The following is a 14,113-nucleotide window of genomic DNA, read 5'->3' as shown; positions in this document are numbered from 1 at the left end:
CCTCCCACCCTACGGCGCGGGGGTGACAATCCGGTCGCGTCGCCCCGGAAGATCCGCGCCGGGGGTGACGAGGGCGTTGGGCACCGTGCCGTGCCGGGCGGCGTGCGGCCGGTGCGGGCGGTCCTGGTAGCCGTCGAGGAGGAGCCGGTTGCGGTTGAGGCAGAGCCGGTCGATCCGCGGGGTGAGGAGGTCGAACAGCTCGAAGCGCTCGCGCAGCTCGGGGAAGCGGTCCTGGTGGCGGGCGATCTCGTCGCGCAGGAGGGCCCAGAAGTCGGCCTCGGGCAGGCCGGTCTGCGCCTCCAGGAGTGGGGCGAGGTAGCGGAAGACGCCGATGAAGAGCCCGGAGTGGAGGAACTGGCACAGGCCCTGCGGGGGCTCGCGGAGCAGGACGTCGTCGACCTCGGCGGGCAGGTCGCGCAGTTCGGGCAGGTCCTCGTCGCTCAGGTTGACGTCGTCGACGAAGTCCTTGACCGCGAGCCGGGCCGGGGCGTCGTGCGCGTCGAAGACGACGATGGCGTTCTCGCCGTGCGGGGAGAAGACCAGCCCGTAGCGGTAGAGGAAGTGCAGCAGCGGCGGCAGCATGGCGGCGAACAGCCGGCGGGTCCACTCGGCGGGGGCGAGCCCGGAGCGGGCGATCAGCTCGGCGGCGAGGGCGCGGCCGTCGGAGCCGGTCTGCAGGAGGGACGCGAGGGTGCGGGCGCGTTCGCCGCCGTCCAGGAAGGGGCCGAGCGGTTCGCGCCAGATCGCGCCGAGGAGTTCCTTGTACTGGTAGGGCGCCTCGGGCAGGTCGCGGTAGAGCGGGTGGTCGACGGTGACGGAGGCGATCTCGCCGAGCAGGATCACCCGGCACTCGTCGCGCAGGAACGGGTCCGCGTCGCGCAGGCCGTGGATCCAGGCGGTGACAGCGGGCGCGGCGAGGGTGCGCTCCACCGGCAGCCCGCGCCAGACCAGGGTGTTGAGGATGGAGAGCGGCAGTTTGACGGTGCAGCGTTCGGGGTGGGCGGTGTTGAAGAAGGAGCGGATGGACTGCTGGGGCAGCCGTGGGTCGCCGTCGGAGGGCAGCGGGACGATCTCGCCGGAGGCGATCCAGGGCGCGAACAGCGGGACGACCGTCTCGTCCCACTGCCAGGGGTGGACGGGCAGCAGCAGGTAGTCGTCGGCGTCGGGGCCGAGCGCGGCGCGCAGCGCGCCGGGGTCGTCGAGCTCGCGGGCGTAGAGCTGCTCGGGCCGTTCGAGCCCGGGCACGCCGCGGTAGCGGGCGAGCCGGCGGTGGACGGCGATCCAGGGCAGCGGGCGCGGGGTGCGCGCCTCGGGGGCCCAGTGGGCGGCGTCGGCGGCGGAGAAGCCGATCCGGCCCTTGTTGGGGACGATCCAGGGGTGGCCCTCCTGGCGGCCCTCCAGCGCGGCGTGGTCGAGGTCGGCGAGTTCGGCGGCGGTGAGCGCGGTGGCCAGCTGGTGCGCGTCGGCGGTGAGGGTGGCGGTGAGCTCACGGATCAGGTGGCCGGTGGTCTCGCCGCGCAGGCCGAGGGTGTGCCGGGCGTACGGGAGGAAGCGCAGCGGGTCGAGGCCGTCCTCGCGGTCGCAGCGGACGGAGTCCGGGTCGACCCGCCAGCTGCCGTAGGCGCCGCGGCGGGCGGTGAAGCGGTACTCGGCCTCGGGCAGCCCGAGCAGGTACTCGTCGTCCGCGTCCGGGACGGGGACCGGGGTGAGCAGTTCCTCGTAGGCGAACTCGCCGAGCATCTTGGCCAGCAGCGCGCGCCCGGCCCGCTGCCAGGGCCCGGGGGTGAGCTGCGGCGGCAGGTAGAGCGGCGGTTCAGCGGCCGGCGGTTGCGGCACGGGTCAGCTCCTGGGGGTGGGGGAAGGCGGGGACGGGCGGCGCGAAGCCGGTCCACGCGGTGCGGGTGGGCAGCCGGTGGACGGTGCGGCCGGTGACGGCGTTGAGGATGACGGCGGCGCGGTGGGCGCCGAGTCCGAGGTCGGGGGTGCCGACGCCGTGGGTGTGCAGTTCGGCGTTCTGGACGTAGAGGCCGCCGGTGAGTTCGGGCCGGGTGGCGACGCGGTGGTCCGGGTCGACCCGGTAGCGCCCGGCCGCGTCCCAGTCGATGAGGTGGGCGAGCGGTTCGAGCGCGGCCGGGCGGGCGGCCCGGTAGCCGGTGGCGAGCACCACGGCGTCGGTGCGCACGAGGTGCTCGGCGCCGGAGTCGGTGTGCCGGCAGCGCAGTTCGAGGCCGCCGCAGGGCCCGGTCCCGGCCTCGGTGACGGCGGTGCCGGGGGTGATCTCGACCGGGGCGGTGTCGATCGGGCGGCCGATGGTCCGCTCGTAGAGGTGGTCGTGGATCTCGGCGAGGGTCTCGGCGCTGGCGGCCTTGTGGAGCTGCCACTGGGCGGCGACCAGGGTGTCCCGGACGGGCTCGGGCAGGCCGTGGAAGTACCGGGTGTAGTCGGGGGTGAAGTGCTCCAGCCCGAGCTTGGAGTACTCCATGGGTGCGAGGGCCCGGGTGCGGGTGAGCCAGCGCAGCCGGACGCCGTCGCCGTCGTGGCGGCGCAGCAGGTCGAGGAAGACCTCGGCGCCGGACTGGCCGCTGCCGACGACGGTGATGTCCCGGGCGCCGCCGAGGGCGGCCCGCCGGTCGAGGTAGTCGGCGGAGTGGAACGCCCCGGGGTGGCCGTCGAGGGCGGCGAAGGCCTCGGGCAGGACGGGCCGGGTGCCGACGCCGAGCGCGAGGTTGCGGGCGCGCACGCGGCTGCGCCGGCCGGTCGCGGTGTCGGTCAGCTCGGCCCGGAACAGGCCGTCCTCCCAGTGCAGTTCGCTGACCTCGGTGCCGAACCGGCAGGTGCCGAGCCGTTCGGCGGCCCAGCGGCAGTAGTGGTCGTACTCGCGGCGCGGCAGCTGGAAGCGCTCGGCGAAGTAGAACGGGAACAGCCGTTCCTGGTCGCGCAGGTAGTTGAGGAAGGACCACCGGTTGGTCGGGTCGACCAGGGAGACCAGGTCGGCGAGGAACGGCACCTGCATCCGGGCCCCGTCGACCAGCATCCCCGGGTGCCAGCGGAACTCCGGGCGCTGGTCGCAGAAGAGCGTCCGCAGGCCGGGGACGGGCTCGGCGAGCGCGGCGAGCGAGAGGTTGAACGGGCCGATGCCCACGCCGAGCAGGTCGTACGGCGGCTGGGGGGTCGAGGAGTGCACGGGGGTGTCCTAGGCGGGGAGTGGGGCGCGGTCGCGGATCATCAGGGCGGCGCGCTTGGCGGGCAGGTCGAGCTCGCCGGCCGGGCGGAACCCGGCGCGTTCGAAGGCCCGGACCGAGCGCCGGTTGCGGACGTCGGGTTCGGCCACCACCCGTTCGCAGCGCGGCCGTTGCCGCAGGATCCGGTCGGCGAGGGCGGCCAGCAGGACGGCGCCCAGGCCCCGGCCGCGGCTCGCGGCGGGGCCGAGCAGCAGGTGGACGCCGGTGTCGTGGGGCCGGGCCGGGTAGTGCGCGGCGAGCGGGTCGAGGTCGGCGCGGTAGACCTCCCAGTAGCTCATCGGGGTGCCGTCGAGCAGGCCCAGGCAGGGCACGCTGCGCCCGTCGCCGTCGAGCTGGGCCCGGACGTGCTCCGCGGTGACGGCGGGCGGGCCGGCGAGCTCCCAGAAGGCGGCGACCTCGGGGTCGTTCATCCAGCAGGCGAGCAGGTCGAGGTCGGCGGGCAGCCGGACCGGGCGGAGCCGGAACCCGCCGGCCGGGGTGGGGGTCTCGCCCCACCCGGGCACGTCGTCGAGCATCATGCCTCCGCCTCTCCCCCAGCCTTGGCGGCTGGGAGGTACCCCCATCGCTCGGCGGGGGCATTCGCCCACGCGCACCTCTTCCTGGTTCACTCTCCCCCAGCCTCCGGCCGGGGGGACCCCCACCGCTCGCTCACGCACGCGTCCGCCAGGGGGTTGGGGATGTCCACGTAGACGGACTGCGTGGCGACCGGGCCGACCAGCTCGTCCAGGCCGTTGATCCGGGTGAGCAGGTTGGCCTTGCAGGGCAGCGTCGGCGCGTCGAGCAGCAGGGCGGGCAGCGTCGAGCCGGTGGCGGTCGCCTCCGGTCCGGCGAGGAAGCGGCGCAGCGCGGCGAGCAGCACCGTTTCGTCGGCGAGCCCCTGGGAGCCGAGCGCGCCGACCAGGCCGAGCACGTGGTTGATGCCGAGGTAGTAGGCGAAGTGGTGGTCGATCACGTCGTCCGGGAGGAAGGTGTCGCTGTGCTCGCCGAGGCCGGGCAGCCGGGCGGTGAGCCGCTCGCGGGCGCTCTCCCGGTAGTAGTAGCCCTGGTTGTCGCGGTAGCGCCCGCCGCGGGGCCAGCCTTCGGCGTCGAGCAGGACGAGGCTGTTCTGCTGGTGCGCCTCCAGGGCGATGCCGCCGCGGCCGTCCAGCCACAGGACGGGGAGCACGACGGCGTCCAGGTAGCGCAGGAACCATTCAGCGGCCACGGTGCGCAGCGGGCGGCCGCAGCGCACGGCGAGCGCACGGAGGGTGTCGCCGAGCCGGGACGGCACGGTGGTGCCGGTGCCGAGCGGCTGTTCGGCGACGAGCCCGGCGACGCACAGCGCGCGGTCGGCGGGGGCGAAGGGCTGGGCGCGCAGGACGGTGTCCAGGCCGCCGGGGTCGCCGAGGGCGGGGTGGTCGACGCCGATCCAGGCGGGGTCGCGGACGACGTCGAAGCCCGGGTGGGCGGCCCGCCACTCGGCGGCGAGTCCGCTCTCCAGCAGCCGGTGCACCTCCAGGCCGCGGTGGAGCTCCTTGCGCAGGTTCTCCCGGCGGGAGTTGGTGATCCGCAGGCCGAGCGAGAGCTTGAGCATCCACGGGGTGCCGGGCCGGTAGACGGTGCGCACCGACGAGGTGGGGTACCAGGGGTCGCCGGCCGGGCCGAGGTCGTGCAGGAGTCCTTCGGCGAGCAGGGCGGCGACGGCCGGGCGGTGGGCCAGCTCGCGGGCCTGCCAGGGGTGCAGGGGCAGGGCGGCGGTGCCGGGCGGCAGCGGGGCGCGGTCGCCGAGCAGGCGGGCGGTGATCCGCTCGGCGGTCTCGGGGAGGGCGGATCCGGCGGCGAGCAGGGCCCGGTCGACGGCGTACCAGTGGAGTTGGAAGGAGCCGTGCAGTTCGGGCGAGTAGGCGGCGCTCTGGGCCGGGCCGAGGCCGTCGCGGCTCTTGGGGGTGGGGTGCAGGGGGTGGCCGAGCAGCAGGGACTGTTCGGCGGCGAGGAAGTGGGAGCCTTCCGGTCCGCCGGGCGCGGCGCCGGTGCGGCGGTGGGCGAGGATCTCGGCGGTGCGCACGACGGAGTCGGCGACCCTGGCGGCGAGGTCGGCGACCTGTCCGGGGTCGGGCCGGTCGGCGGCCGCGGCGGCGAGCAGCGCGGCGGCGGTGACGGCGTCCACCGGGGCGTCGGGGGCGCCGTCGCCGGCGCCGAGGCGGGCCGGGCCGAAGCGGTGCCAGCCGCCGGGTGACCAGTGGCGGACGGGCGCGGAGAGCCGTGCGGCGCCGCCGAGCACGGCGATCCGCAGTCGGCCGTCCGGTCCCGGGCGGGCGCCGGTCTCGCGCGTCCAGCAGCGCAACAGGGCCTCCAGCGCGGCCTGTTCGGCGGCGACGGCGGGGTCGGGGTGCAGCAGCGGGTCTGGCCCGGCCGGCCGGTCCGCGGGCGGCAGCGTTTCGGGCGGGGCTCCGGTCAGGGCGGCGGTGCTCAAGGGTGCTCCTCGGGACGCGTGGGGTGCGGACGCGCGCGGATGGCGGAGGGGGGTTCGGCGGGCGCTCGCACCGTCGCGTCAGGTAAGGGTTACCTATCCCTGACGGGTGATCACAAGGACGGCTCACTCGTCCGGGTGAAGATCGGTGATTGTTCACCGCCGGGGAGGACGCCCGGTTGTACCGGTGGCTCCTGTGGAGGCTTCGTCACGGATCGGTGACCACCGCTCAGGAGCCGCAACCCGGGGGCGCCCGGCGCCGTCCTCCCGACCAGTGGAAGACTCCTACCCCGGACCGTCCCGTCCACGAACCACCGTCCCGTCCACGCACCGATCCACAGGGGGAAGCGCACAGATGCCATCGATCCACCGGTCCGCCGTCGCAGCCGTCCTCGCCGCCGGCACCCTGTTCGCGGTGAGCGCCTGCGGCCCGGACGGCCCGTCCTCGGCCACCGGCACGGACACCGCCGCACCGCCGCCCGCCTCGGCGAGCGGCCCCGGCAGCCCCGCCCCCGGCGGCGGCGTCATCGGCGGGATCACGCTGCCCTCGGGCATCCCCACCAGCCTGCTGGAGGGCCTGCCCAAGAGCTGGGACGACCTGAAGAAGTGGAAGTTCGAGGACTGGGACAACTGGGCGTCCAAGCACGTCTTCAACAACCCGGTCGTGAAGGACTTCTGGAACCCGGACAAGATGGGCGACTCCAAGCCGGCCGACCCGGCCCCGCCCACCGCCAAGCCGGCCGCCGACGACGGCGTGACCGACCCCGAGCCGCCGGTGGTCAAGGCCGTGCCGGTGCCGCGCCCGTACACCAAGCAGCCCTCCGGCAAGGTGTTCTTCAGCGCCCAGGGCGGCCGGGGCAACTGCTCGGCGACGGTCATCACCGACCCGCAGCACCCGGGCAAGAGCAACCTGGTCTGGACGGCCGGCCACTGCGTGCACGAGGGCAAGGGCGGCAACTACTACAAGGACCTCGTGTTCGTGCCCGCCTACAACAACTCGGGCGCCTCCAGCGGCGGCAAGAAGGCCCCGCTGTCCGAGCTGGCCCCGCTCGGCACCTGGTGGGCCGACCAGGTCACCACCTCGCCGCAGTGGGTGGTCGAGGGCGGCGGCACCGGGGACTCCGCCAGCCAGTACGACTTCGCGATCATGCACGTGAGCAACCAGAGCGGCACCGGCAAGTCGCTGGAGGAGACGGTCGGTTCGGCCGTCCCGGTCTGGTTCGACGCCCCGCGCGACCGGCTCTCCGTCTCGGCCGTCGGCTACCCGCTCTACAAGCCGTTCGACGGCCAGGAGCTGTACAAGTGCGACGGCGGGAAGCCGACCCGCCTGTCCTTCGACCCGAAGCGGCCGTCGATGCTCACCATCGGCTGCAACATGACCCAGGGCGCCAGCGGCGGCGGCTGGTTCGCCACCATGCCCGACGGGCGGACGGCGCTGGTCAGCAACACCTCGATCGGCACCCAGGAGCACACCTCGCTGAGCGGCCCGTACCTGGAGACGGTCGCCAAGAACGCCCTGGACTGGATCTCCAGGAAGCAGTGACCGCGTTCACCCACCGCCGGGGACGATGCACCGTGCCGTACACCACCCGCGGACGCGTGCCGCGGCACCGGGCCGCACTGGCCGGCGCCGCGGCGCTCGCCGCGCTCGCCCTCACCGCGACCGCGTGCGGGCCGGACCGGACCGCCGGGAGCGCCGCGAGCGCGCCAGCCACCCTCGCCCGGCCGGCGCCGCCGACCAGCCCCGGCGACCTGGCCGGCTGGAAGGTCGACGACTGGGCCCGCTTCGTCGCCGACAGCGCCTTCGCCAACGAGGTGCCCCCGGGCTTCTGGTCCCGCGCCAGGATGGAGGCCGCCAAGGGCCGGCCCGTCCCGGAGGCCCCGCGCACCGCCGCCCAGGGCGACGCGCCGCAGGACGCTCCCCCGGCCCAGGCCCCGGCCCAGGCGCAGCCGCACCCGTACGGCCCGGCCGCCGCCGTGGTCGGCAGGCTCTTCGTGACCGCGCCCGGGGGCGACGCCGCGTGCTCCGGCACGGTGGTCTCCGACCCGGCCGCCCCGGGCCGCAGCGACCTCGTCTACACCGCCGCCCACTGCCTGCACGACGGCAAGGGCGGCGCCTGGCTGCGGAACATCACCTTCGTGCCCGGCTACAACCGCGACGGCCAGGCCGGCCGCGGGAAGCCGGCCACCGACCAGCAGGTGTCCCCGTACGGCCGCTGGACGGCGGTGCGCGCGCTGGTCTCGCCGACCTGGCTCAAGGAGAGCGGCACCGGCGCCCACGACCAGTACGACTACGGGATCGTCCGGGTGCGCGACGAGAGCGGCTCCGGCCGGTCGCTGGAGGAGACGGTCGGCGGCTCGGTCCCGGTCTGGTTCAACGCCCCGCGCGAGCAGATCACCTCGGCGTCCGCCTACGGCTACCCCGCCGAGAAGCCGTTCGACGGTACGGAGCTCGACCACTGCGACGCGCCGGCCGCGCCGGCCCGGCTGGCCTTCGACCGGGCCCGCCCGCCGATGTACGCGATCGGCTGCACCATGACCGGCGGCGCCGACGGCGGCGGCTGGTTCATCGTCAAGGACGGCAAGCCCAACCTGATCAGCGTCACCTCGGTCGGCGACCGCAACCCGACCGGGTACCTGGCCGGCCCCTCGCTCCAGGACCAGGCGAAGCAGGCCTTCGAGTACTTCGCCAAGAACGTCCGATGACGTGCGAGCCCCCGGACGGGGTTCCGTCCGGGGGCCTTCGCACGTCACGAGGGGCCGGTCAGCCCCGCAGGGCCACCGCGAAGCGCTCAAGCTCCGCGGCCAGCTCGACCGGCACCTTGGCGTGCAGCAGCGTGCCCTCGCCGGTGTGCTCGGTGGAGAGCAGCTCGCCCTCCGCGTGCACCCGGGAGACCAGACCGCCCTGGGTGTAGGGCACCAGGGCCCGCACCTCGACGGCCGGGCGCGGCAGCTCGTCGTCGATGAGCTTCAGCAGCTCCTCGATGCCCGCGCCGCTGCGGGCCGACACCACGATGGCGTGCGGCTCGCGGCGCAGCAGGCGCTGCAGCACGTGCGGGTCGGCGGCGTCCGCCTTGTTGATCACCACGATCTCGGGGACGTTCTGCGCGTCCACCGAGACGATGACCTCGCGCACGGCGGCCAGCTGCGTCTCCGGCTCGGGGTGCGAACCGTCCACCACGTGCAGGATGAGGTCCGCGTCGGCGACCTCCTCCATGGTGGAGCGGAACGCCTCGACCAGGTGGTGCGGCAGGTGCCGGACGAAGCCGACGGTGTCGGCCAGCGTGTAGACCCGCCCGCTGGGCGTCTGCGCCCGGCGCACGGTCGGGTCCAGGGTGGCGAACAGCGAGTTCTCCACCAGGACGCCCGCCCCGGTGAGCCGGTTGAGCAGGGAGGACTTGCCGGCGTTGGTGTACCCGGCGATGGCCACCGACGGCACCTGGTTGCGCCTGCGCTCCTGGCGCTTGGTGTCGCGGCCCTTCTTCATGTCGGCGATCTCCTTGCGGAGCTTCGCCATCTTCTCGCGGATCCGGCGCCGGTCGGTCTCGATCTTGGTCTCACCGGGGCCACGGGTGGCCATGCCGCCGCCGGACGAGCCGGAGCCACCACCACCCATCTGCCGGGAGAGCGACTGGCCCCAGCCGCGCAGGCGCGGCAGCATGTACTGCATCTGCGCGAGCGAGACCTGCGCCTTGCCCTCGCGGGACTTGGCGTGCTGGGCGAAGATGTCGAGGATCAGGGCCGTCCGGTCGACGACCTTGACCTTGACCACGTCCTCCAGCTGGATCAGCTGGCCGGGGGTGAGCTCACCGTCGCAGACGACGGTGTCGGCGCCGGTGGAGGCGACGATGTCGCGCAGCTCCTTCGCCTTGCCGGAGCCGATGTAGGTCGCGGCGTCGGGCTTGTCACGGCGCTGGATCACACCGTCCAGGACCTCGGAGCCGGCGGTCTCGGCGAGGGCGGCGAGCTCAGCCATCGAGTTCTCCGCCTCCTCCAGCGTCCCGTCCGTCCAGACACCGACGAGCACCACGCGCTCCAGGCGGAGCTGGCGGTACTCGACCTCGGTGACGTCCTGGAGCTCGGTGGAGAGACCGGCGACGCGGCGCAGCGCGGCGCGCTCGCTGCGGTCGTACTGGTCTCCGTCGTAGTGCCGGCCGAGGTCCTCGTCGATGGCCGCGAGGTCCTCGTCCATGAGGGCTTCCGCTCGCAGACCGTCGAGGCGGCGCGGGGCGTCGGCGTGGTCGCGGGTGTCGAACGTGGAGGTCATTCTGTCCTTTGGTCGCTGGGTGGCTTCGGCGACGGCCCGTGGACGGTACCGGAGCTCTTCTGCCCGGTGAACGCCGTGGACCTGCCGCGCATTCCCCTCGATGGTCCCACGCCCGGCGCGGGCCGGTCACCCCCATTTCTTCCGGCCGTGCCGTCCTCGGGGGCGTGCGGGCGGCTGACGTCGTACACGCCGGAGACCCGGAGCATGGCCCGCATCAGGCCGGGCAGGGCGGCCGGGGCGGGCAGCTCGACGGTGTAGGTGTGCCGCACCCGCAGCTCCTGGGGCGGCTCGACCTCGGCCGAGACGATGCCGACGTCCTCGGCGGAGATCGCCGCGGTCAGGTCGGCGAGCAGCCGGGGCCGGTTCAGGGCCTCGGCCCGCAGGGTGGCCCGGTAGCCGTCGGCCGGGGTGCCGTCGGCCCGCCAGCGGACCTCCAGCGTGCCGCGTCCGGCGGTCCGCATCCGCTCCCCCGCCGGACAGCCGGTGCGGTGCACGGCGACGGTGCCGCCGCGGATCGGGTAGCCGGTCACCTCGTCCGGCGGCACCGGCGTGCAGCAGCGGGCCAGCCGTACCGGCGCCCCCGGCCGCCCGGCCACCGCGACCGGGGCGGCCCGGCGCTCGGCGGTGCGGTGCGCGGGCGGGGCGGGCTGCCCGGCGGAGGGGCCGGTGCGGACCGCCGGCAGCCGGGCCGGGTGGTCGGCCAGCCAGCGCTCGATGGCGAGGCGGGCGGCCGGGGTGCGGGCGTGGGCGAGCCACTCGGGCGCGGGCCCGGAGGGCTCGGCGGCGCGCGGCCCGGCCCCGGCGGGCACGGTCTCGGTGAGCACGGCGAGCAGGTCGCCGTCCTGGAGGACGGTGGACAGCGCGGTGAGCCGGCCGTTGACCCGCACGCCGATGCACCGGTGCCCGGTGTCCTCGCCGAGCAGGTAGGCGGCGTCCACGCAGGTGGCGCCGGCCCGCAGCTGAAGCGTTTCGCCGCACTCCGTCACGACCGTGATCTCCCGGTCGCCGGCCAGGTCGGCGGTGAGCGCCGACCAGAACGCGTCCGGGTCGGGCGTCTCCTGCTGCCACTCCAGCAGCCGGCTGAGCCAGCCGGGCCTGGCCGGGTCGGTGCGGTCGAGCTCGTCGGCGTCCTGGACGGCGGCGGCGGGCTCCGGGTCGCCGAGGGCGACCACCCCGGTCTCGGCCACCTCGTGCATCCGCCGCGTGCGCACCAGCACCTCGACCACCGCGCCGCCCTCCAGCGCGACCGCGGTGTGCAGCGACTGGTACAGGTTGAACTTGGGGGCGGCGACGAAGTCCTTGAACTCGCCGGGCAGCGGCGTCCAGCAGGTGTGCAGCTCGCCGAGCACGGCGTAGCAGTCGGCGTTCTCCTCGACGACCACCAGCAGCCGGCCGAAGTCGGCCGGCTGCGGCCCCTGCGGCCGCCCGTCCGCCCCGGGCGCGGCGGCCCGCTTGAGCAGCACCCGGTGCAGCGAGACGCAGTGCCGCGGCCGGACGGTGACCTCGGCGGCGACCCCGGTCTCGGCCAGCTGCCGGGCCAGCAGCCGCGCGAAGGGCTCCAGCAGGGTGTCCGGCTCACCCTCGTGACCGGCCATCAGGGTGCGGGTGCGGGTGTGCTCCTCGGGGTGCAGGGTGGCGAAGACGATGTCCTCCAGCTCCGCCTTGAGCACCTGGATGCCGAGCCGCTCGGCCAGCGGGATCAGCACGTCCCGGGTGACCTTGGCGATCCGCACCTGGCTGGCCGGCTTCATGTGCCGGATGGTGCGCATGTTGTGCAGCCGGTCGGCGAGCTTGATCACCATCACCCGGACGTCGTCCCCGGTGGCGACCAGCATCTTGCGGAAGGTCTCGGCCTCGGCCGCGGCACCGAAGTCGACCTTCTCCAGTTTCGTCACCCCGTCGACCAGGTAGGCGACTTCGGGCCCGAACCCGGCGCTCACCTGATCCAGCGTCAACTCGGTGTCCTCCACCGTGTCGTGGAGCAGCGAGGCAACCAACGTCGTGGTCCCGGCGCCGAGTTGGGCCAGGATCATGGTGACGGCCAGCGGGTGGGTGATGTACGGCTCGCCGCTCTTGCGCTTCTGCCCGCGGTGGCTGGCCTCGGCCAGCCGGTAGGCGCGCGCGAGCAGTCCGAGGTCGGCCTGCGGATGGTGCCCGCGGTGGGCCCGGACGAGCGGTTCGAGCGCGTCCGGCACCGGCTGGCGGCCGGTGGCCAGCAGGGCGGCCCGCCCGGCGCGGCCGAGCGCGGCCCGGCCGAGGCCGCCCAGGGGCCGCAGGACCCCGGCCTGCCGCGTGCTTGTCGGCGGCCCGAGCGGTTGTCCGGCTTCGATGGTCATGGCACCTCCGGCGACGGTCACCGGCGGCCGCCCCGACGAGGGGCGCCGACCCGGTGATCCATGCTACCGAGCACAGCACGTTGCGCGATGCCTCGCTTCCCCTCTGCGACCGGTATCACTCGATCGGGGGGATTCGTCACCGTACGAAATGGGCAAACCGGGCCCTCAGCCGGTCAGTGCCGCCCACCACCGGGGGTCGATCTCGCCGGCCGCCACGATCACCGCGGCGCCGGTCATCTGCACCAGGCCGTCGGGGTGCTCGGTGATCGTCAGCCGCCCGCCGGGCAGGTCCACCGCGTAGGTCGCCGCCTCGCCGGTGACCGCCGGGTCGAGGCCGTCGCGCCGGATCGAGGCCACCGCGACGGCGCACGCGCCGGTGCCGCAGGACAGCGTCTCGCCGGAGCCGCGCTCGTGCACCCGCATGGCGACGTGCCGCGGCCCGCGGTCCACCACGAACTCGACGTTGACGCCCTCGGGGTAGGCGCCCTCGGGGCTGGTGAGCGGCGGGCGCAGCAGGTCGCCCGCGTGGTCGAGGCTCTCGACGAAGGCGACGGCGTGCGGGTTGCCCATGTTGACGTTCAGCGCGGGCCAGCGCCGCTCGCCGACGGCGACCTCGATGCCGTCCGGCCCGGGCAGCCTCGCGCGGCCCATGTCGATGGTGATCTCGCCGGCCGTGCCGTCCTCGGCGTCCTCGGCGACCTGCGCGGTCAGCACCCCGGCCCGGGTGGCCACCGAGATCTCGCCGGGCTTGGCGTGGCCGGCCTCGACCAGGTAGCGGGCGAAGACCCGCAGACCGTTGCCGCACATCTCGGCGATGCTGCCGTCGGAGTTGCGGTAGTCCATGAACCACTCGGCCCGGTCGGCGAGGTCCGCGGCGGCCGGCTCGGCGGCGGAGCGCACCACGCGCAGCAGGCCGTCGCCGCCGATGCCCGCCCGCCGGTCGCACAGCGCCGCGACGGCCTGCGGGCCGATCGCCAGCCGGCCGTCGGGGTCGGGGACGATGACGAAGTCGTTCTGGGTGCCGTGCCCCTTGAGGAAGGGGATGCCGGCCGGCTGCGAAGAGGATGCGCTCACCCTCCCGATGGTACTGAGGAGGGCGGGAGGCCGGTCGGGGCGGGCGGCCCGTCGGGCTGGTGCCTCGGCCCTAGCGGAGGTGGGCGACCCGCCAGACGGCGAGGGCGCAGGCGGCGAGCGCGATCAGGGTGTAGACGACGATCGCCTTCCACCCGGCCCGCTTCCCGGAGCCCCGGCGCGGCAGGCCCGGCCACTTGTACCCGGCGTGCCGGGCGGCCATCGCACCCCAGCCGACCGAGGCGGCGGTGAGCAGCAGGCCGAGCATCCCGACCATGGTCGCCCGCGCCCCGGCGGAGCCGAAGGCGAGCGGGAAGCTGAACATCAGCGAGCCGAGGGTGCCGAGCAGCGCGATCGGCAGCGTCTGCCACCACCGCAGCCGGCGCCGCGGGCGGATCTCCCGCTCGTGCACCGCGCCGGCCGGGCCGCTGGTGTCCAGCGTGGGCAGCGCGACGGCGTAGGAGGTGGGCGCGTCCAGGCCGGTCAGCACGGGGAGGTCACCCATCGTCGACTCGTCGAACTCGTCGGCCGGTGCGGTGACGCTCCCGCTCTGGCCGGACTCGGGGCCGGTACCCGTCGACACACGGCCTCCCCTGACAGTTCGACACGAGCGGACTCGCGGCCGGTACGGCCGGCCCGCCCGGGCCGACCCTTATGACACCGATGATGGCATGTCCAGAGGTGCGTTCCGGGCCTCTCCGGGGTCGGCGGGTGATCCGTGGCCATCACGTGATCGGGCCGTAACCCC

10 protein-coding genes are annotated in these 14,113 nt (G+C 74.9%); 2 read left to right on the top strand and 8 right to left on the bottom strand.

Annotated elements, in window-relative coordinates:
* Nucleotides 1-9: 9 nt before the first annotated feature.
* The 4 genes from ACFVSN_RS35205 to ACFVSN_RS35190 are packed head-to-tail and all read right to left on the bottom strand — an operon-like array spanning nt 10 to nt 5,694.
* Nucleotides 10-1,836, bottom strand: a complete 1,827-nt coding sequence (locus tag ACFVSN_RS35205; protein WP_387591388.1) for an IucA/IucC family protein — start codon at nt 1,834-1,836, stop codon at nt 10-12.
* Nucleotides 1,814-3,184, bottom strand: coding sequence for a lysine N(6)-hydroxylase/L-ornithine N(5)-oxygenase family protein (locus tag ACFVSN_RS35200; protein ID WP_387591390.1), 1,371 nt, complete (start codon nt 3,182-3,184; stop codon nt 1,814-1,816). Before ACFVSN_RS35200 ends, ACFVSN_RS35205 begins: the two co-directional genes overlap by 23 nt.
* A 9-nt stretch (nt 3,185-3,193) precedes the next feature.
* Nucleotides 3,194-3,805, bottom strand: a complete 612-nt coding sequence (locus tag ACFVSN_RS35195) for a GNAT family N-acetyltransferase (protein WP_387591391.1) — start codon at nt 3,803-3,805, stop codon at nt 3,194-3,196.
* A 41-nt stretch (nt 3,806-3,846) separates the two neighbouring features.
* Nucleotides 3,847-5,694: an IucA/IucC family protein gene (locus tag ACFVSN_RS35190; RefSeq protein ID WP_387591392.1), complete on the bottom strand. Its 1,848-nt coding sequence runs from the start codon at nt 5,692-5,694 to the stop codon at nt 3,847-3,849.
* A gap of 352 nt (nt 5,695-6,046) precedes the next feature.
* Here ACFVSN_RS35190 and ACFVSN_RS35185 point away from each other — a divergent pair, with 352 nt between their 5' ends.
* Both ACFVSN_RS35185 and ACFVSN_RS35180 read left to right on the top strand, forming a co-directional pair.
* Nucleotides 6,047-7,234, top strand: coding sequence for a trypsin-like serine peptidase (locus ACFVSN_RS35185; protein WP_380439458.1), 1,188 nt, complete (start codon nt 6,047-6,049; stop codon nt 7,232-7,234).
* A gap of 32 nt (nt 7,235-7,266) precedes the next feature.
* Nucleotides 7,267-8,397, top strand: a complete 1,131-nt coding sequence (locus ACFVSN_RS35180; RefSeq protein ID WP_387957542.1) for a trypsin-like serine peptidase — start codon at nt 7,267-7,269, stop codon at nt 8,395-8,397.
* A gap of 58 nt (nt 8,398-8,455) precedes the next feature.
* Here the strand turns inward: ACFVSN_RS35180 and hflX are convergent, their stop codons facing one another.
* From hflX to ACFVSN_RS35160, 4 genes are all read right to left on the bottom strand, one after another.
* Complete coding sequence (hflX, locus tag ACFVSN_RS35175; protein WP_380498302.1) at nt 8,456-9,958, bottom strand: GTPase HflX; 1,503 nt, start codon at nt 9,956-9,958, stop codon at nt 8,456-8,458.
* Entirely contained in the window at nt 9,955-12,294 is a 2,340-nt protein-coding gene (locus ACFVSN_RS35170) for a RelA/SpoT family protein (RefSeq protein WP_387957539.1), read from the bottom strand. Before ACFVSN_RS35170 ends, hflX begins: the two co-directional genes overlap by 4 nt.
* 165 nt (nt 12,295-12,459) lie before the next feature.
* Entirely contained in the window at nt 12,460-13,368 is a 909-nt protein-coding gene (gene dapF, locus ACFVSN_RS35165) for a diaminopimelate epimerase (protein WP_387957537.1), read from the bottom strand.
* A gap of 70 nt (nt 13,369-13,438) precedes the next feature.
* Nucleotides 13,439-13,948, bottom strand: a complete 510-nt coding sequence (locus ACFVSN_RS35160; protein ID WP_359964880.1) for a hypothetical protein — start codon at nt 13,946-13,948, stop codon at nt 13,439-13,441.
* Nucleotides 13,949-14,113 lie beyond the last annotated feature (165 nt).

It is taken from the genome of Kitasatospora sp. NPDC057904 (genome assembly GCF_042887925.1).
In the GTDB taxonomy this organism is placed as follows: domain Bacteria; phylum Actinomycetota; class Actinomycetes; order Streptomycetales; family Streptomycetaceae; genus Kitasatospora.
The sequence above is the reverse complement of the archived record's forward strand: the minus strand, read 5'-3'. Positions and strand labels throughout refer to the sequence as shown.

Coding starts and splice junctions, on each gene's coding strand:
- ACFVSN_RS35195 (WP_387591391.1), bottom strand. CDS start 3,805: ATGGGGGTACCTCCCAGCCGCCAAGGCTGGGGGAGAGGCGGAGGCATG.
- ACFVSN_RS35185 (WP_380439458.1), top strand. CDS start 6,047: ATGCCATCGATCCACCGGTCCGCCGTCGCAGCCGTCCTCGCCGCCGGC.
- hflX (WP_380498302.1), bottom strand. CDS start 9,958: ATGACCTCCACGTTCGACACCCGCGACCACGCCGACGCCCCGCGCCGC.
- ACFVSN_RS35170 (WP_387957539.1), bottom strand. CDS start 12,294: ATGACCATCGAAGCCGGACAACCGCTCGGGCCGCCGACAAGCACGCGG.